The organism is Streptomyces sp. NPDC030991, from assembly GCF_055571235.1.
Window position 1 is genome coordinate 1 of the sequence record NZ_JBVIFR010000016.1, and the last position, 16,546, is coordinate 16,546.

The window sequence follows — 16,546 nt, forward strand, 5'->3', positions numbered from 1 at the left end:
ACAGTGGCTCCACACCTACAATCACCACCGCGGACACACCGCACTCGCAGGCAAACCACCCGCCAGCCGCGTCCCCAACCTCACAGGGCAATACAACTAGGGCACGATCCAGGACCACGGCTACGCGGGGGTCGAGGACGCCTTCGGCCCCGGCGACGTGGTCTCCTTCGCCCCGCCCGAACTGCCCTATCAGGGCCGCATCTGCGGCGCCCGCTACAACATCACGATGCTGGACCCGGCCCTTCTGAGCCAGGTCGCCGCCACCGATCCGCGGAGCGCGCCGGGCCCTGTACGCCTCACCGGGCACCGGCCCACCTCCGCGGCGGCGGCCCAGCACCTCAAGCGCACCATCATCCACGTACGTGATCACGTCCTGGCCGACCCGGACGTGGCGGCGCAGCCGCTGGTCGCCGCCACCGCGGGCCAGCATCTGGCGGCCGCCGTCCTGGCCGCGTTCCCGCACACGGCGCTCACCGAGCCGACCGCCGCGGACCGCAACGACGCACATCCCGTGTCCTTGCGCCGCGCGGTCACCTTCATCGAGGAGCACGCCCACGAGCCGCTGAGCGTGGCCGAGATCGCGAGCGTGGCGCATGTCACGGTCCGCGGCCTGCAGTACGCGTTCCGCCGCCATCTGGGCACGACACCGCTCGCGTACCTGCGCAGGGTCCGGCTCTCGCTCGCGCATCAGGACCTGCTGGACGCCGACCCGTCCGAGGGCGCCACCGTCACGGCGATCGCGGCCGACTGGGGCTTCTACCATCCCGGCCGGTTCGCGTCCCTCTACCGCGCGGCCTACGGGTACGCGCCCCACCGCACGCTCACCGGCACCTGACACACGCCGGCCGCACCACCCGCCCCCTTTTCTCCCCAGCCCCCGGAGGAATGTCTTGACGTCCCATGATCCGCACCCGCTCCCCGCCCCCGAAGGGCCCGAAGGGGACGAGAACGGGTCCGCGGCGGCCCGGCGGAAGGCGGAGCTGGAGGCCCAGGTCGCCCATCTCCGCGAGGTGGTGCACAGCCGCGCCGTCGTGGACCAGGCGGTCGGCGTCCTCATCGCGCTGGGCCGCGCGACACCGGCCGAGGCGTGGGACGTCCTGCGCGAGGCGTCCATGCAGGTGGGCATCCCGCTGCGGGAGGTCGCGCGGCATCTCGTCGCGTACCCGCGCTCCGGCGAACTGCCGGCCGCTGTCCGCACGGAGCTGGCGCGCCATCTCACCGGATCCCGCCTCCCCCACCAGGCGCGCGCGAAGCCCCACGACGCCCACCGGCCGGCGAGGAACGGACCGGCGAAGACCGTCCGCCCACCGTCCGCGGAGTAGAGGCCCGGGCTCCCCGCCGCGGCCGGCGCCTCGTCAGCCGAGGAACGACAACCGGACCTGCCGCCGGGGGTTGTCCCGGTTCGTGTCGACGAGGCACACCGACTGCCACGTCCCCAGCTCCAGCGCTCCCCCGACCACCGGCAGCGTCGCGTGCGGCGGCACGAACGCCGGCAGTACGTGGTCGCGGCCGTGGCCGGGGCTGCCGTGACGGTGCTGCCAGCGGTCGTCCGCGGGGAGCAGGGTGTGCAGGGCCGCGAGGAGGTCGTCGTCGCTGCCCGCACCCGTCTCGATGACGGCGATACCGGCCGTGGCGTGCGGCACGAAGACGTTGAGCAGGCCGTCGCGGCCCCCGGCGGCCTCGCGCAGGAAGGACTCGCAGTCGCGTGTGAGGTCGACGATCTGCTCGTCGGATCCGGTGGAGATGTTCAGGACTCGGGTCGTGAATGCGTCGGACATGGGGCCATTGTCGCCCCGACGTGCCCGTATTCGCCCGCGGCACGACTGTCATCCCGGCGTACCCGCGTCGGCCCGCGGCACGACTGTCACCCCGGCGCACCCGCGTCGGCCCGCGGCACGACTGTCGCCCCGACGTGCCCGTATCCGCATCCGTCCGCGGCACGACCGGCTGGTCCGGGCCTGGCGCCCCGGGCGGTGAGACGCCCGGTCCACCCGGTGAGACGGTATTGACCACGTGTCGACAAACTGGCTACGTTCTGCCGCATGTTGCGTTCAGCCATGCTCACCACGCGCGGTCACATCGACCTGCTGCGGGTGGCCTCCGCCGCGTGTCGCCGCGGCTGCTGACGCCCTCTCGAACCCTCACCTGTTCTTCCCCGCCGCCCCGGCTGCCTTCTGCGCCGGCGCGCCGTTGACGCGCGCCCGCTGACGCCGGGGCGCGCCTTCCCCTGCCGTGGAGCGCCATGAGCATCAGTCATGCCCCGCCCGAGACCCCCTCACCCGACACCCCCGACACCCCCGACGCATCAGGCATTTCGGGGGCGCCTGACGCACCGGACACCGCGATCCGTTCGCCCGAGCTCGAAGCCCTCGTCCCCTTCTCCGCCCGCCGCGCCCGCGTCCCGCGCTGGCTGCGCCGCACCTCCGGCCCGCTCCTGCTGCTGCTCGCCTGGCAACTCCTCAGCTCGGCAGGGGTGTTGACGCCCGACGTGCTGGCCTCGCCGGGCACGATCGCGCGGGTCGGCCGGGACCTCGTCGCCGACGGGTCCCTGACGAGCGCGATGGGCGTCTCCCTGCAACGCGTCGCCCTGGGCCTGCTGTGCGGGGTCGTCGTCGGTGTCGGGCTCGCGCTCGTGTCCGGCCTGTTCCGCATCGGCGAGGACCTGGTCGACGCCGGCGTGCAGATGTTGCGGACCGTGCCGTTCGTCGGGCTCATCCCGCTGTTCATCATCTGGTTCGGGATCGGCGAGGCACCGAAGGTCGCCATCATCACGCTCGGCGTCTCCTTCCCGCTGTACCTCAACGTGTACGCGGGCATTCGCGGCGTCGACTCCCAACTCGTCGAAGCGGGCGAGTCGTTGGGGCTCGGCCGGTGGGGTCTCGTCCGCCATGTCGTGCTGCCCGGAGCGCTCCCGGGGGCGATGACAGGGCTCCGTTACTCGCTCGGGATCGCCTGGCTCGCCCTGGTCTTCGCCGAGCAGGTCAACGCGGACTCCGGGATCGGCTTCCTGATGGTGCAGGCGCGGGACTTCCTGCGCACCGACGTCATCGTCGTGTGCCTGATCGTCTACGCGTTCCTCGGCCTGCTCGCCGACTTCGTCGTCCGTTCCCTCGAAAGGCTGCTGCTGCAATGGCGACCGACGTTCACCGGCCGGTGACCCCCACCACCGAAGGGCTCGCCGTGCGCGTGGCGGGCCTGACCCGCTCCTTCGACGGTCGCGCCGTCATCGACAACCTCCAACTCGACGTGCGACCGGGCGAGTTCGTGGCACTGCTCGGTCGCAGCGGCTGTGGGAAGTCCACCCTCCTGCGTGTCCTCGCGGGCCTCGACCGCGACATCGAGGGCACTGTCCTGGTGCCGCGCCGCAAGGCGGTCGCGTTCCAGGCGCCCCGGCTCATGCCCTGGAAGCGGGTCTGGCGCAACGTCCTGCTCGGACTGCCCGGCAAACCCGAACGAGCCCTGGCCGAACGGGCGTTGCACGAAGTGGGACTCGACCACCGGACGGACGCCTGGCCCAAGACGCTCTCCGGGGGCGAGGCCCAGCGCGCCTCGCTCGCCCGCGCCCTGGTGCGCGAGCCGGATCTGCTGCTGCTCGACGAGCCGTTCGGCGCCCTCGACGCGCTGACCCGGATCAAGGCCCAGCGTCTGGTCGGTGAGTTGTGGCAGCGACGGGGCTGCGCCGTCCTCCTGGTCACACACGACGTCGAGGAGGCCGTGCTCCTGGCGGACCGGGTGCTCGTCATGGACGGCGGCGTCATCGCGTACGAGACGCGCGTCGACCTGAACCGTCCACGTGACATCACCGACCCGCGCTTCGCCGAACTCCGCGCCGAACTGCTGCACCGCCTCGGGGTCGACCACGACGACCGGGCCCACGACCAGGCCGCCGACCCGTCCGAACAGCCACCCCTCGTCGAGAAGCAGCCGGCGGCCTGAGCCCGCCCCGACCCCTGAACGGATCCACCATGCGACGCCCCCACTCCCCCGCACTTCCCGCCCTCCCCGCTCTCCTGGTGCCCCTCGCTCTGCTCCTCACCGCCTGCTCCGGCGCCTCCACCGCCGGCACCTCGGCGGCGGGGGCCGGCGGCTCCACCGACGGGAAGGGGTCGACGACCCTCGACGTCGGTGACCAGAAAGGCGGTTCGGAGGCGATTCTGCGGGCCGCCGGCGAACTCGACGATCTGCACTACAAGATCCGCTGGTCCACGTTCACCTCGGGCCCACCACTCCTCGAAGCCGTCAACGCCAAGGCCGTGGACATCGGCGGCGTCGGCAACACACCGCCCGTCTTCGCAGCCGGCGCCCACTCGAAGATCAAGGTCGTGGCGGCCAGTCACGGCGCCGCGAAGGGCGACACGATCCTCGTCCCCGACGACTCCTCGCTGAAGAGCCCGGCGGACCTGAAGGGCAGGTCGGTCGCGGTCACCCAGGGCTCCTCGGCCCACTACCAACTCGTCGCGTCACTGCGAAAAGCGGGGCTCGACCTGAAGGACGTCAAGGTCAAGTACCTGCAACCGGCCGACGCCCTGGCCGCGTTCACCAGCGGCAAAGTCGACGCGTGGGCCGTCTGGGACCCGTACACCTCGCAGGTGCTGCGCGGGAAGAAGGGCCGGGTACTGACCGACGGCGACGGCGTCACCAACGGTCTCGCCTTCCAGGTCGCCTCCCCCACCGCCCTCGCCGACGGGAAGAAGTCCGCCGCGATCAAGGACTACCTGGACCGGCTGCGCCGCGCCCAGGACTGGGTCTTCAAGCACCCCGAGGAGTGGGCCAAGGTCTGGGCGAAGGACACCGGGCTCCCCTACGACGTCGCGCTCGACGCGGTGAAGCGCACGAACGGCACGCGCGTGACCGTCGCCGTCGACAAGGGCGCGGTCGCCTCGGAGCAGGAGATCGCCGACACCTTCGCAAGCCTGGAGCTCATCCCGGGCAAGGTCGACTTCGCCTCGTTCGTCGACCCGCGCTTCAACGGCGAGCTGCCCGCCTCCACCACCGCCCCCCGCACGTACGGCAAGGAGTCCTGACGTCATGACCGTTCACCTGCACTGGTTCCTGCCGACCGGCGGCGACGGCCGCACCCTCGTGGACCGGCACGCCTTCAGCCAGGGCGCGCTGGGGAACACGCCCGGCCGCGCCATCGCCGGGGTGCGCGCACCCGACCTCGACTATCTCGTCCAGATCGCCAAGGCCGCCGAGCAGTTGGGCTTCGAAGCGGTCCTCACGCCGACCGGCACGTGGTGCGAGGACGCGTGGCTGACGACCGTGGCGCTCGCCCAGCACACCGAGCGGCTCAAGTTCCTCGTGGCGTTCCGGCCGGGTGTCATCTCCCCCGTGCTGGCCGCGCAGATGGCATCGACGTACCAACGCCTCACCCGGGGGCGGCTGTTGCTCAACGTCGTCACCGGCGGGGACTCGGCCGAGCAGCGGCGCTACGGTGATCACCTCGACCACGACCACCGCTACGCCCGCACCGACGAGTTCCTCTCCGTCGTCCGCGGCGTATGGGGCGGCGAGCCGTACGACTTCCGGGGCGAGCACTACCAGATCGACGGCGGCTTCACGGCACTGCCGCCGGACCCGCTGCCGCAGATCTTCTTCGGCGGTTCGTCGCCCGCCGCGGGGCCGGTCGCGGCGCGGCACACCGATGTCTACCTGACCTGGGGCGAGCCGCCCGAGCAGGTCAAGCAGAAGATCGACTGGATTCGCGCGCTCGCCGAGCAGGAGGGACGCACGGTGCGGTTCGGGATCAGGCTGCACACGATCTCCCGCGACTCGGCGCGCGACGCCTGGGCCACCGCCGACCGGCTCCTCGACGACCTCACCCCCGAGACGGTCGCCGCGGCGCAGGCCGCGCTCGGCCGCAGCGAGTCGGTCGGGCAGCAGCGCATGCTGGCGCTGCACGGAGGCACGCGCGAGGGGCTGGAGATCTCCCCGAACCTGTGGGCCGGGGTGGGCCTCGTGCGCGGCGGCGCCGGAACCGCCCTCGTGGGCAGCCACGCGGAGGTCGCCGACCGGATCGAGGAGTACCACGCACTCGGCATCGAGCACTTCGTGTTCTCCGGCTATCCGCACCTGGAGGAGGCGTACTGGTTCGGCGAGGGCGTGATCCCCGATCTCGCGGCGCGCGGACTGCTGCCCGCGGGTGCGCCGGTCGGGCGGGGTGCTCCGCTGCTGGTCGCGGGCGGCCGCTGAGCGCGAGGCGGGTCGCTGCGGACGGGAAGATCCTGGGCCCCGATCGAGTTGGTAGAAGCGTGAACGAGATCGGGGCAGGGGACGGCACCACCACGGCGGACGTGCACGAGGTCGACGTGGTGGTCATCGGCGCCGGGCAGGCGGGCCTGTCCGCCGCCCATCATCTGCGCCGGGTGGGTTTCGAACCGGAGCGGGACTTCGTCGTCCTCGACCACGCGCCCCGGCCCGGCGGCGCCTGGCAGTTCCGCTGGCCGTCGCTCACGTACGGCAAGGTGCACGGCATGCACGCGTTGCCCGGCATGGAGCTGACCGGCGCCGATCCCGCGCGCCCCTCGTCGCAGGTGATCGGGGAGTACTTCGACGCGTACGAGAAGCGGTTCGATCTGCGCGTGCGCCGCCCGGTCGAGGTGCGGCGGGTCCGTGAGGGGGACGGTGGCCGACTGCTCGTCGAGACCTCGGACGGGGTGTGGTCGACGCGCGCGCTGATCAACGCGACGGGGACCTGGGACCGGCCGTTCTGGCCGCGCTACCCCGGCCAGGAGACCTTCCGGGGGCGGCAGTTGCACACCGCCCAGTACCCGGGCCCCGAGGAGTTCGCGGGGCAGCGGGTCGTCGTGGTCGGCGGCGGGGCGTCCGGCACCCAGCACCTGATGGAGATCGCTCCGTACGCCGCCGGGACGACCTGGGTGACGCGCCGGCCGCCGGTCTTCCGGGAGGGCCCCTTCGACGAGAACCTCGGGCGGACCGCGGTGGCGATGGTCGAGGAGCGGGTACGACAGGGGCTGACGCCGTTGAGCGTCGTCTCGGTGACGGGGCTGCCGGTGAACGACGCGATCCGCGCGGCCCGGGCCGACGGGGTCCTCGACCGGCTCCCGATGTTCGACCGGATCACACCGAAGGGCGTGGCCTGGGACGACGGCCGGGAGATCGAGGCCGATGTGATCCTCTGGGCCACCGGGTTCCGGGCGGCCATCGACCATCTGGCACCGCTGAAGCTGCGGGAGCCCGGCGGCGGGATCCGGATGGAGGGCACCCGCGCGGCCCTCGATCCACGGGTGCATCTGGTGGGGTACGGGCCGTCGGCGAGCACGATCGGCGCCAACCGTGCGGGACGGGCGGCAGTGCGCGATGTCCAGCGGCTGCTGACCCAGGACTCACCGATGGCTGCCTGAACTCCCCCTGAAGCATGCGGAGTTCGCGCTCGCCCCTGCGCTCACCCCACTGGTCCTCCGGAGTGCTCAGCCGTCCTTCTGGGCCTGGCTCCGGTTCCTGTTGAACTCTTCCACGTTCTTCTTCTGCTCGTCGTAGTCGGCGGTGAAGCGGGTGTCGCCCGGCTCGACCGTCACGAAGTACAGCCAGTCGCCCCGCGCCGGGCTGATCGCCGCCTTCAGCGCCGCCTCGCCCGGGTTGCCGATCGGCGTGGGCGGCAGCCCCTTGCGCGCGTAGGTGTTGTACGGGTTGTCGACCTTGGTCTCCTCGGCGCTGGTGTCCAGCGTGGAACGGGCGAGCGCGTAGTTGATCGTGGAGTCCATCTGCAGCGGCATCCCACGGTCGAGCCGGTTGCGGACGACACGGGCGACCTTGCCCATGTCCTGCGCGTTGTCCGCCTCCGCCTCGACGATGCTCGCGATGGTGACCGTCCGGTAGAGGTCCGCCCCGTCCCGGTCGGCGCCCGCGGGCCGGCCGGCACCGAACCTCTTGATGGCCGTATCGACCATGTACGCCAGCAGCGACCGCGGTGTCGTCCTGGCATCGAGGGGATACGTCGCCGGGAAGAGGTACCCCTCGGGGTTGCCGTCCGCCTCGTCCGGAAGATTGAGGTCCGCCTTGGGCACCGCCTTCTTCGTGCTGCCGGCGGGAAGTCCGAGCGCCTTGTCGACGGCGTCGTAGACCTGGGCGGAACGCCACCCCTCCGGGACGGTCAGGGCGGTCGGCCGCTCCTCGTCGCCGGACGTGACCAGCGGCACCACGACGGCGGTGGCCACCGCGACGATCCCGAGCGCGATCAGGGCGACACGCCCTTTGCGCGTGAACCGGGTCCTGCGCCGGCGCGGAGTCTCGTTCACCATATGAGCACGATAGCCCGCAGATCAGGGCATCACTGGCATATCTTCCCGCCGCTCCTCACGCCGCTCCTCACGCTGCCGTCTCCAGCCGGGCGTCGCGCCGGACGAGGGCCGCGTACCGGCCGTCGCCGTCCAGCAGCTCCTCGTGCGTACCGCGCTCGACGATCCGGCCGCCGTCCAGGACCACGATCTGGTCGGCGCCGCGGATCGTGGAGAGGCGGTGCGCGATGGTGAGCGTGGTGCGGTCGGCCGACAGGGCGTCGATGGCTTCCTGCACCGCGTGTTCGGTACGGGTGTCCAGGGCGCTGGTCGCCTCGTCGAGGATGAGGATCGGCGGGTCGCGCAAGATGGTGCGGGCGATGGCGAGGCGCTGCTTCTCGCCTCCGGAGAAGCGGTGTCCGCGCTCGCCGACCACGGTGTCGTACCCGTCGGGCAGGGCGGCTATGTGGTCGTGGATCTGGGCGGCCGCCGCAGCCGCGTGGAGCTCCTCGTCGGTGGCGTCGGGCTTGGCGAACCGGAGGTTTTCGGCGACCGAGGCGTGGAAGAGGTACGTCTCCTGGGAGACGACGCCGACCGCGCGCGCGAGGGTGTCGAAGTCCAGGTCGCGCACGTCCACGCCGTCGACCGCGACACGGCCGCCCGTGACGTCGTACAGACGCGGCACGAGATAGCTGAGCGTGGACTTGCCGGAGCCGGTGGGTCCGACGACGGCGAGGCTGCCGCCGGCGGGGACGGTCACGTCGATGCCGTCGAGGATCGGGCCCTGACGGTCGTCGGCGTCGTAGCGGAACTCGACGCCCTCGAAGCGGACCTCGCCCTTGACGGTGTCCAGGTGGACCGCGTCCTCGCGCTCGGTGATGTCGACCCGCAGGTCGAGGTATTCGAAGATGCGCTGGAACAGGGCGAGGGAGGTCTGGATCTGCACGCCGGTCTGCAGCAGACTCACCGTCGGCCGGAACAACCCCTGCTGGAGCGAGACGAACGCGACGAGCGTGCCGATGGAGACGCTCGGGCCGCCGAGCTGGAAGGCGACGCCGGCCGCCCAGTAGATGACCGCCGGCATGGCGGCCATGACGATGCTGATGACGGCCATGCGCCAGCGCCCCGCCATGTTCGACCGGACCTCGAGGTCGACCAGCTGGTCCGACTCGTCGGCGAAGGACTTGGTGAGGGAGTCGGCGCGGCCCATGGTGCGGCCCAGCAGGATGCCGCTGACGGAGAGCGACTCGGTGACGGTCGCGGCCATCGCGGCCATCTGCTTCTGCCGCTGGGTGGCGATCTTCTTGCGCTCGCGGCCGACGCGCCGGGCTATCCAGACGAAGAGCGGCAGCAGGAGCAGGGAGACGACCGTGAGGCGCCAGTCGAGGGCGGCCATGGCGACGATCGTGGCGATGACGCTCGTCAGGTTCGAGACGAGGGACGTCGCGGTGGAGGTCACGGTCGCCTGCATGCCGCCGATGTCGTTGGCGATGCGGGACTGGACCTCGCCGGTGCGGGTCCTGGTGAAGAAGGCGAGCGACATGCTCTGCAGCCGGCCGTAGACGGCCGTGCGCAAGTCGTGCATGACGCGCTGCCCGACGGTCGTCGAGATCAGGGTCTGCAGGACACCGAAGACGCTGGTGACGACGGCACTGAGGATCATGCCGAGGGCGAGCAGGCTGAGCAGCCCGGTGCGGCCCTGCGGAATGGCGACGTCGAGGATCTCCTTGAGCAGGAACGGCGTCGCGACCGTGACCAGCGATGCGGCGCCGACGAGCAGCCCGACGAGGGCCAGCCGGGCGCGGTAGGGGCGGAAGAGGGACAGGATGCGGCGGATCTGCCGCGGCTGGTCCGATGACCGGGCATCGGGCGGCGGCGTCCAGGCGATTTCGTCGCGGGGCATGGGCCTCCTAGGCGCGGGAGAGCTCGGCGGACAGGAGGCCGGGCTCGACTTTGAGGAGCATAGCTCATTGTTACCTCTACTCACAATGCACAAAGTCCTGCTAATGTTCCCGGCATGAGCACTCCGGACGCCGACGGTTTCCTCGCCGAGCAGCTGCTGCGGCTGAGCCGCCGCCTGCACCGCATGCAGAAGCGCCAGCTGGAGCCGGTCGGGATCACCCCCGCCCAGTCCCGGCTCCTGCGCACGCTGGTGCATTACGAGACGCCGCCGCGCATGGCCGATCTCGCCCAGCGGCTGGAGGTCGTGCCGCGCGCCGTGACCAGTGTCGTGGACGGCCTCGAAGCCGGTGACCTGGTGCGTCGCGTGCCCGACCCCACCAATCGGCGGGTCATCCGGATCGAGCTGACCGGCAAGGGGCGCGCCGCCCTGTGGGAGCTGCGCAGCGCGCGCCGCGCGGCGGCAGAGGAGATCCTGGCTCCACTGGACACGCAGCAGCGCGCCCAGCTGACGGTCCTGCTGAACGCGCTGTTCGAGGCGCCACGGGACATAAGAGCCGAGTGCCCGCGCGAACACGAGAACTGACCGAGCCCACCGGACCGGGTTCGGACGGCCCCGGACGGAACCCGGACGGCCCCTGAGCGGACCCGAGTGGGCCCCGAGCGGTACCGCGGACCGAGCTCGGACAGAGCTCGGACGGAACGAGGAGAGGCGAGAGGCCATGCCGCTGCTGGAGCCGAAGCCGGAAGCCCTGCGCCCCGGATCCCGGTCGTCGGGCCCGGCGCCCGACCGGGTCCCGGACCGGCAGGCGGACGGCACGCCGGAGCCGTTGCGCTCGGAGCTGACGCGGCTGCTCGGCCCGGACAAGGTCCTCACGAAGATCTCGGACCTGGTGCGGTACGCGTCGGACGCGAGCCCCTATCGCTTCGTGCCCCAGGTCGTGGTGGTCGCCGAGGACGTCGACGACGTCTCGGCCGTCCTGTCCTACGCGCACGGCAAGGGCCGCGAGGTCGTCTTCCGCGCGGCCGGCACGTCGCTGAACGGGCAGGCGCAGGGCGAGGACATCCTGGTGGACGTCCGCACGTTCTGGTCGGGCGTCGAGGTCATCGGCGACGGCTCGCGCGCCCGCATCGGCCCCGGCACCACCGTCGTGCGGGCCAACATGGCGCTGGCCCGGCACGGCCGCGTCCTCGGCCCGGACCCGGCGAGCGCCATCGCCTGCACGATCGGCGGCGTCGTGGCGAACAACGCGTCGGGCATGACGGCCGGAATTACCAGGAACTCGTACCGGACGGTCGCCTCGCTCACCTTCGTCCTGCCGTCGGGGACGGTCGTGGACACCGCCGATCCGGCGGCCGACGAGGAGCTCGCCCACGCCGAACCCGCGCTGTGCGAGGGCCTGACGGCGATCAAGCGGGAGATCGAGGCGGACGCGGAGCTGACGCGCCGGATCCGCGCCAAGTACGAGATCAAGAACACCAACGGGTACCGGCTGGACGCCTTCCTCGACGGCGCGACGCCGGTCGAGATCCTGCGCGGCCTGATGGTCGGCTCGGAGGGCACCTTCGGCTTCATCTCCGAGGTCGTCTTCGACACACTGCCACTGGACCGGCGGGTCTCGACGGCGCTGCTCTTCTTCCCGTCGCTGCCCGCGGCCGCCGCGGCGGTGCCGGTCCTCAACGCGGCGGGGGCGATCGCCGTGGAGCTGATGGACGGCAACACGTTGCGGGCGTCGGTCAGTGTGCAGGGTGTACCGCAGGACTGGGCCGAGCTGCCGAAGGAGACCACGGCGCTCCTCGTCGAGTTCCGGGCGCCCGACGAGGAGCGGCAGGCCGCCTATGAGGAGGCGGCCGCGAAGGCGCTCGAAGGACTCGAACTCGTCGCGCCGGTCGCCTCGGTGACCAATGCCTTCACGCGCGACGCGAAGACGATCGGGGGGTACTGGAAGGCCCGCAAGGCGTTCGTGACGGCGGTCGGCGGCACGCGCCCGTCGGGCACGACCCTCATCACCGAGGACTTCGCGGTACCGCCGTCGCGGTTGGCGGAGGCCTGCGAGGCGCTCCTGGAACTGCAGACGCGGCACGGTTTCGATGCCGCCGTGGCCGGCCATGCGGCACACGGCAACCTGCACTTCCTGCTGGCGTTCGACGCGGCTCTGCCCTCGGACGTGGACCGGTACGCGGCCTTCATGGACGAGTTCTGCCGTCTGACGGTGGAGCGGTTCGACGGCTCCTTGAAGGCGGAGCACGCCACCGGCCGCAACATCGCGCCCTTCCTCGAGCTCGAATGGGGCCCCCGGGCCACGGAGTTGATGTGGCGTACGAAGCAGATCATCGACCCGGACGGCGTCCTCGCGCCCCGCATCGTCCTCGACCGCGACCCGAAGGCGCATCTGCGCGGCCTCAAGACGATCCCCAAGGTGGAGCTGATCGCCGATCCGTGCATCGAGTGCGGCTTCTGCGAGGACACCTGCCCCAGCGAGGATCTGACCACGACACCGCGTCAACGCATCGTGCTGCGCCGCGAGATGATGCGCCAGTCCCCTGGTTCACCGGTCGAGGACGCGCTGATCGACGCGTACGGGTACGACGCGGTGGACACCTGCGCCGGGGACTCCACCTGCAAGTTGGCCTGCCCGGTGGGCATCGACACCGGGGCCTTCATGAAGGGGTTCCGGCACGCCCGCCACTCGCCGCGCGAGGAGAAGGTGGCCGCGCTCACCGCGAAGAACTTCAAGGCCGTCGAGGCGGCCGCAAGACTCGCGGTGGCGGCCGCCGACAAGATCGGCGACCGGCTGCTCGCCTCTGTGACGCGCACCGCCCGTAAAGCGATCCGCCCGGATCTGGTGCCCGAGTGGCTGCCGGAGATCCCGGGCGCGGCGGCGCGGAAGCTGCCGCGCACCGCGCGCGGGGGCGCCGCGGCCGTCTACTACCCGGCGTGCGTGAACCGCATCTTCGGCACCCCCGGTGATGTGTCGCTTCCCCAGGCCGTCGTCGCGGTCTCCGCGCGCGCTGGCAGGCCGGTGTGGATCCCCACCGACGTCGCGGGCACGTGCTGCGCCACGATCTGGCACTCCAAGGGCTACGACGAGGGCAATGTCGTCATGGCGAACCGGATCGTCGAGGCCGCCTGGGGCTGGACCGCGGGCGGCCGCCTCCCGCTCGTCGTCGACGCGTCGTCCTGCACCCTGGGCATCGCCCACGAGGTGGTGCCGTATCTGACCGACGACAACCGGGCGTTGCACGCGGAGCTGACGGTCGTCGACTCCCTGGTGTGGGCCGCCGAGGAGTTGCTGCCGCGCCTCACGATCGAGCGCACGATCGGCTCGGCCGTGCTGCACCCCACGTGTTCCATGGAGCACCTCGGCGACGTGGCCCAGCTGAAGGCCGTCGCGGAGGCCTGCGCCGACGAGGTGGTGATCCCGGACGACGCGGGCTGCTGTGCCTTCGCGGGCGATCGCGGCATGCTTCACAAGGAGCTGACCGAGACCGCGACCCGCAAGGAGGCCGCGGAGGTCACCTCCCGCGCCTACGACGCGCATCTGTCGGCGAACCGGATGTGCGAGGTGGGCATGGACCACGCGACGGGCCGCTCGTACCACTCCGTACTGATGGAGCTGGAGCGCGCGACGCGCCCCGCGTAGGCCCGGACAGCGCGGGGCGGGGCGCCGACGCGTCACGTCAGTCCAAAAGGTCGGTAAAGGAAGTCCAACTCCCTGACCCGTCCCGTCCCTTGCGTCCCTCGACTCGGCACCCCCAAGGTGGCAAGCGTTTGCCCGGCACCGCACCCGCCAGCCTTGGAGGTCCGATGCACGACGACCACCTGCCCCTGCCCGAGTCCGAGTCCGCGTCCCACGAGAACGACGCGACCGGGCCCGGGGGCCGTTCGCGCCGCGACGTCCTGCGCACCGCCGGCGTCGCGGGCGCCGGACTCGGTCTCGCCGCGTTCGGCTCCGGCCCGGCGGGCGCCGCCGAGCCGGACGCCGGGCCCGTCGCGGCCGAGGTACCGGCGCGGCAGGGCCGGACGATGATCGGCGTGCCGTTCGAGCGGCGCTCGACCGTACGCGTGGGGATCATCGGGCTCGGCAACCGCGGCGGCAGCATGATCGACCTGTTCCTGGCGATGCCCGGCGTCCGGGTCGTCGCGCTGTGCGACCCGGTGAAGGAGAAGACGGCGAAGGCTGCGGCCAAGGTGACGGCCGCGGGCCAGCCGGCCCCGGCGACGTACACCAAGGGCGATCACGACTTCGAGAACCTCTGCAAGCGCGGTGACATCGACTTCGTGTACGCGGCGACGCCGTGGGACTGGCACTTCGAGATGGCGCGGACGGCGATGCTCAACGGCAAGCATGTCGGCGTCGAATGCCCCGTCGCGCTCCGGCTCGACCAGTTGTGGGAGCTGGTGAACCTCTCCGAGCGCACGCGCCGACACTGCATGCAGCTGGAGAACTGTTGCTACGGCCGCAACGAGATGCGGGTGCTGCGGATGGCGCACGCGGGCAAGTTCGGCCGACTCCTGCACGGTGCGGGCGCGTACAACCACGATCTGCGGGGCCTGATGTTCGACCCCGACTACTACGAGGGGCCGTGGCGCCGTCTGTGGCACACGCGGCTGCGCGGCGATCTGTACCCCAACCACGGCTTCGGGCCGGTCGCCAACTACATGGACATCAATCGCGGCGACCGGGTCACCCACATCTCCAGCTTCGGCACGCCGTCCCTGGGTCTCGCCGAGTACCGGACGGCCAACATGCCCAAGGACGACCCGAGTTGGAAGGAGTCGTACATCGAGTCGGACCGCACGATCAGCCTGGTCCAGACGGCGCAGGGGCGGGTGATCCGTCTGGAGCACGACGTCAGCACCCCGCACCCGTATTCACGGATCAACCAACTCGGCGGCACCAAGGGCGTGTTCGAGGATTACCCGGAGCGCATCTACATCGAGCCCGACCACAAGGACGACGCCTGGGGTGACTTCACGGAGTACGCCGACTGGGACCACTGGCTGTGGAAGGAGCACGCCAACCCGCCCGGCGGCCACGGCGGAATGGACTACATCATGGTGTACCGGCTGACGCAGACGATGCGACTCGGACTCGTACCCGACTTCGACGTGTACGACGCCGCGACGTGGACGTCGCCGGTTCCGCTGAGCCACCTCTCCATCAAGGCGAAGGGTGCGCCGCAGCAGATCCCCGACTTCACCCGCGGCGAGTGGCGCAAGCAACGGGGCGGCGTGGACTCGCCGAAGCCCGCCGAGGAGTGAGCCGGGTGGGCGCGCGGTCTGCCCGCCCCGTACTCCGGCCGTACGAGCTACGCCGACCGGGGTCCGCCGCCCGACTCGGCGGACGGGCCCGCCCTGCTCGTCCGGATGGCCGACGCCTCCGGCATCGAGCGGCATTTCATCGGCCGCCGCACGGTCGACCGCGTCGACAACGGCCACGGCGTGGACAACGAGGAACAGAGCGCGGCGATCGTCCTGTGGCACGGGCCCGGCGCGCGAGTGGTCGGCGCTGTGGCCGGCGCCGCGTCACGCCTACTGACGGGGCCCGCTCTCCCGCTCGCGGTCACGCCTTGAGATCGGCCTTGTCCCCCATCACGACGACCGGGTGCTGCTTGGGGTCGAGCGTCCTGAGCAGGTACTCCATGTCCGTCTTCGACTGGCTCACGCAGGCCGACGTCCCACTGCCGTGGTCCATGTGCAGCCAGATGCTGCCGCCCTTGGACTGGCCCTGGGGGCGGGTCGGGTCGTTGGGCGGGGTGCCCTTGGCGCGGTTGTAGTCGATGGCGATGACGTAGTCGAAATCGTGCCAGTGCGACTTGGCCCAATAGTGCGGGGCCTGGATCGACGCGGTCTGCGTGTAGGGCAGCTTCGCCCCCGGGTCGGCGAGGACGCCACCGGCGTCGCTCAGCGTGAACACGCCCACGGGGCTGCGCTTGTCACCTTCCTGATGATCCGTCGTCCAGCCCTTCTTGCCGTTGTGCCCGGACCAGCCGCGCTCCTTCTTCCAGGTGTCGCCGGTCTTGGTGTACAGGGCGATGGTCGAGTCGGCGGAGTCCACACCGGCGCCGTAGACGGCCACGACCTGACGCGCGTCGGCCGGGATCTGCTTCTGGTAGCGGTCGCCGACGCCGGGGATCCGCTTGAGGTCGGCGGCACGGGCCTCGTCGCCGTGCGCGTCGTCCACGGGGCTGCGGCCGCTCGCCGAGGACCGCTTCCCGCCCCCGCTGTCGGCACCGCAGGCCGCCACCGTCGTCAGAAGGACCCCACACGCCGCCATGGCGACACCCGCTCGAACCGCTCCCGCACTACGCATGCGCTCCATGGTCGCACCACGCGTCGTGAACCCCGGTGGCGGGCCCGGGGAGCGCCGACGATCCGGCCCGAATCTTTGCTCGGCGCCGGAAAA

General features: G+C 71.5%; 16 protein-coding genes. 12 read left to right on the forward strand and 4 right to left on the reverse strand.

Going from position 1 to position 16,546, the window contains the following annotated elements; genetic code table 11:
* The first annotated feature begins 157 nt into the window (after nt 1-157).
* A complete protein-coding gene (locus tag ACZ45E_RS27125) occupies nt 158-835 on the forward strand; it encodes a helix-turn-helix transcriptional regulator (RefSeq protein ID WP_468225124.1) in 678 nt (225 codons plus the stop codon).
* Nucleotides 836-890: 55 nt separating this feature from the next.
* Entirely contained in the window at nt 891-1,322 is a 432-nt protein-coding gene (locus ACZ45E_RS27130; protein WP_468225126.1) for an ANTAR domain-containing protein, read from the forward strand.
* A gap of 33 nt (nt 1,323-1,355) precedes the next feature.
* Here the strand turns inward: ACZ45E_RS27130 and ACZ45E_RS27135 are convergent, their stop codons facing one another.
* On the reverse strand, nt 1,356-1,778 hold the full coding sequence (locus tag ACZ45E_RS27135; RefSeq protein WP_468225128.1) for a secondary thiamine-phosphate synthase enzyme YjbQ: 423 nt from the start codon (nt 1,776-1,778) through the stop codon (nt 1,356-1,358).
* Nucleotides 1,779-2,057: 279 nt separating this feature from the next.
* Between ACZ45E_RS27135 and ACZ45E_RS27140 the strand changes: the two genes are divergently transcribed.
* The 6 genes from ACZ45E_RS27140 to ACZ45E_RS27165 all read left to right on the forward strand — a co-directional run bounded on the left by ACZ45E_RS27140 (nt 2,058) and on the right by ACZ45E_RS27165 (nt 7,364).
* Entirely contained in the window at nt 2,058-2,126 is a 69-nt protein-coding gene (locus tag ACZ45E_RS27140) for a putative leader peptide (protein ID WP_351286961.1), read from the forward strand.
* A 116-nt stretch (nt 2,127-2,242) separates the two neighbouring features.
* Nucleotides 2,243-3,157 (forward strand): ABC transporter permease, encoded by a 915-nt coding sequence (locus ACZ45E_RS27145; protein WP_468225131.1) that lies wholly within the window; start codon nt 2,243-2,245, stop codon nt 3,155-3,157.
* A complete protein-coding gene (locus ACZ45E_RS27150) occupies nt 3,130-3,936 on the forward strand; it encodes an ABC transporter ATP-binding protein (RefSeq protein ID WP_468225132.1) in 807 nt (268 codons plus the stop codon). The genes ACZ45E_RS27145 and ACZ45E_RS27150 overlap by 28 nt, the downstream gene beginning before the upstream one ends.
* Nucleotides 3,937-3,965: 29 nt before the next feature.
* On the forward strand, nt 3,966-5,024 hold the full coding sequence (locus ACZ45E_RS27155; RefSeq protein WP_468225134.1) for an ABC transporter substrate-binding protein: 1,059 nt from the start codon (nt 3,966-3,968) through the stop codon (nt 5,022-5,024).
* Between the two features lie 4 nt (nt 5,025-5,028).
* A complete protein-coding gene (locus ACZ45E_RS27160) occupies nt 5,029-6,192 on the forward strand; it encodes an LLM class flavin-dependent oxidoreductase (protein WP_468225137.1) in 1,164 nt (387 codons plus the stop codon).
* 59 nt (nt 6,193-6,251) lie between these two features.
* Nucleotides 6,252-7,364 carry an NAD(P)-binding domain-containing protein gene (locus ACZ45E_RS27165; protein WP_468225139.1) on the forward strand — a complete coding sequence of 371 codons (1,113 nt, stop codon included), beginning with the start codon at nt 6,252-6,254 and terminating at the stop codon, nt 7,362-7,364.
* 66 nt (nt 7,365-7,430) lie between these two features.
* Here ACZ45E_RS27165 and mltG read toward each other — a convergent pair whose 3' ends face one another.
* Nucleotides 7,431-8,261 carry an endolytic transglycosylase MltG gene (gene mltG / locus ACZ45E_RS27170; RefSeq protein ID WP_468225142.1) on the reverse strand — a complete coding sequence of 277 codons (831 nt, stop codon included), beginning with the start codon at nt 8,259-8,261 and terminating at the stop codon, nt 7,431-7,433.
* A 67-nt stretch (nt 8,262-8,328) separates the two neighbouring features.
* Nucleotides 8,329-10,140, reverse strand: coding sequence for an ABC transporter ATP-binding protein (locus tag ACZ45E_RS27175; protein ID WP_468225144.1), 1,812 nt, complete (start codon nt 10,138-10,140; stop codon nt 8,329-8,331).
* A gap of 114 nt (nt 10,141-10,254) precedes the next feature.
* Here ACZ45E_RS27175 and ACZ45E_RS27180 point away from each other — a divergent pair, with 114 nt between their 5' ends.
* The 4 genes from ACZ45E_RS27180 to ACZ45E_RS27195 all read left to right on the forward strand — a co-directional run bounded on the left by ACZ45E_RS27180 (nt 10,255) and on the right by ACZ45E_RS27195 (nt 15,714).
* Nucleotides 10,255-10,722 (forward strand): MarR family winged helix-turn-helix transcriptional regulator, encoded by a 468-nt coding sequence (locus tag ACZ45E_RS27180; protein WP_468225146.1) that lies wholly within the window; start codon nt 10,255-10,257, stop codon nt 10,720-10,722.
* Between the two features lie 136 nt (nt 10,723-10,858).
* Nucleotides 10,859-13,780: an FAD-binding and (Fe-S)-binding domain-containing protein gene (locus ACZ45E_RS27185; protein ID WP_468225148.1), complete on the forward strand. Its 2,922-nt coding sequence runs from the start codon at nt 10,859-10,861 to the stop codon at nt 13,778-13,780.
* A 164-nt stretch (nt 13,781-13,944) separates the two neighbouring features.
* Nucleotides 13,945-15,402 (forward strand): Gfo/Idh/MocA family oxidoreductase, encoded by a 1,458-nt coding sequence (locus ACZ45E_RS27190; protein ID WP_468225150.1) that lies wholly within the window; start codon nt 13,945-13,947, stop codon nt 15,400-15,402.
* 105 nt (nt 15,403-15,507) lie between these two features.
* A complete protein-coding gene (locus tag ACZ45E_RS27195; protein WP_468225153.1) occupies nt 15,508-15,714 on the forward strand; it encodes a hypothetical protein in 207 nt (68 codons plus the stop codon).
* Here ACZ45E_RS27195 and ACZ45E_RS27200 read toward each other — a convergent pair.
* Nucleotides 15,704-16,453 carry a L,D-transpeptidase family protein gene (locus tag ACZ45E_RS27200; RefSeq protein WP_468225156.1) on the reverse strand — a complete coding sequence of 250 codons (750 nt, stop codon included), beginning with the start codon at nt 16,451-16,453 and terminating at the stop codon, nt 15,704-15,706. The two genes, ACZ45E_RS27195 and ACZ45E_RS27200, sit on opposite strands and share 11 nt — an antisense overlap.
* Nucleotides 16,454-16,546: the final 93 nt, after the last annotated feature.

What these genes read in the sequence shown, in the direction of transcription:
- ACZ45E_RS27135 (WP_468225128.1), bottom strand. Translation starts at nt 1,778, where the DNA reads ATGTCCGACGCATTCACGACCCGAGTCCTGAACATCTCCACCGGATCC.
- ACZ45E_RS27145 (WP_468225131.1), top strand. Translation starts at nt 2,243, where the DNA reads ATGAGCATCAGTCATGCCCCGCCCGAGACCCCCTCACCCGACACCCCC.
- ACZ45E_RS27150 (WP_468225132.1), top strand. Translation starts at nt 3,130, where the DNA reads ATGGCGACCGACGTTCACCGGCCGGTGACCCCCACCACCGAAGGGCTC.
- ACZ45E_RS27155 (WP_468225134.1), top strand. Translation starts at nt 3,966, where the DNA reads ATGCGACGCCCCCACTCCCCCGCACTTCCCGCCCTCCCCGCTCTCCTG.
- ACZ45E_RS27160 (WP_468225137.1), top strand. Translation starts at nt 5,029, where the DNA reads ATGACCGTTCACCTGCACTGGTTCCTGCCGACCGGCGGCGACGGCCGC.
- mltG (WP_468225142.1), bottom strand. Translation starts at nt 8,261, where the DNA reads ATGGTGAACGAGACTCCGCGCCGGCGCAGGACCCGGTTCACGCGCAAA.
- ACZ45E_RS27175 (WP_468225144.1), bottom strand. Translation starts at nt 10,140, where the DNA reads ATGCCCCGCGACGAAATCGCCTGGACGCCGCCGCCCGATGCCCGGTCA.
- ACZ45E_RS27180 (WP_468225146.1), top strand. Translation starts at nt 10,255, where the DNA reads ATGAGCACTCCGGACGCCGACGGTTTCCTCGCCGAGCAGCTGCTGCGG.
- ACZ45E_RS27185 (WP_468225148.1), top strand. Translation starts at nt 10,859, where the DNA reads ATGCCGCTGCTGGAGCCGAAGCCGGAAGCCCTGCGCCCCGGATCCCGG.
- ACZ45E_RS27190 (WP_468225150.1), top strand. Translation starts at nt 13,945, where the DNA reads ATGCACGACGACCACCTGCCCCTGCCCGAGTCCGAGTCCGCGTCCCAC.
- ACZ45E_RS27195 (WP_468225153.1), top strand. Translation starts at nt 15,508, where the DNA reads ATGGCCGACGCCTCCGGCATCGAGCGGCATTTCATCGGCCGCCGCACG.
- ACZ45E_RS27200 (WP_468225156.1), bottom strand. Translation starts at nt 16,453, where the DNA reads ATGCGTAGTGCGGGAGCGGTTCGAGCGGGTGTCGCCATGGCGGCGTGT.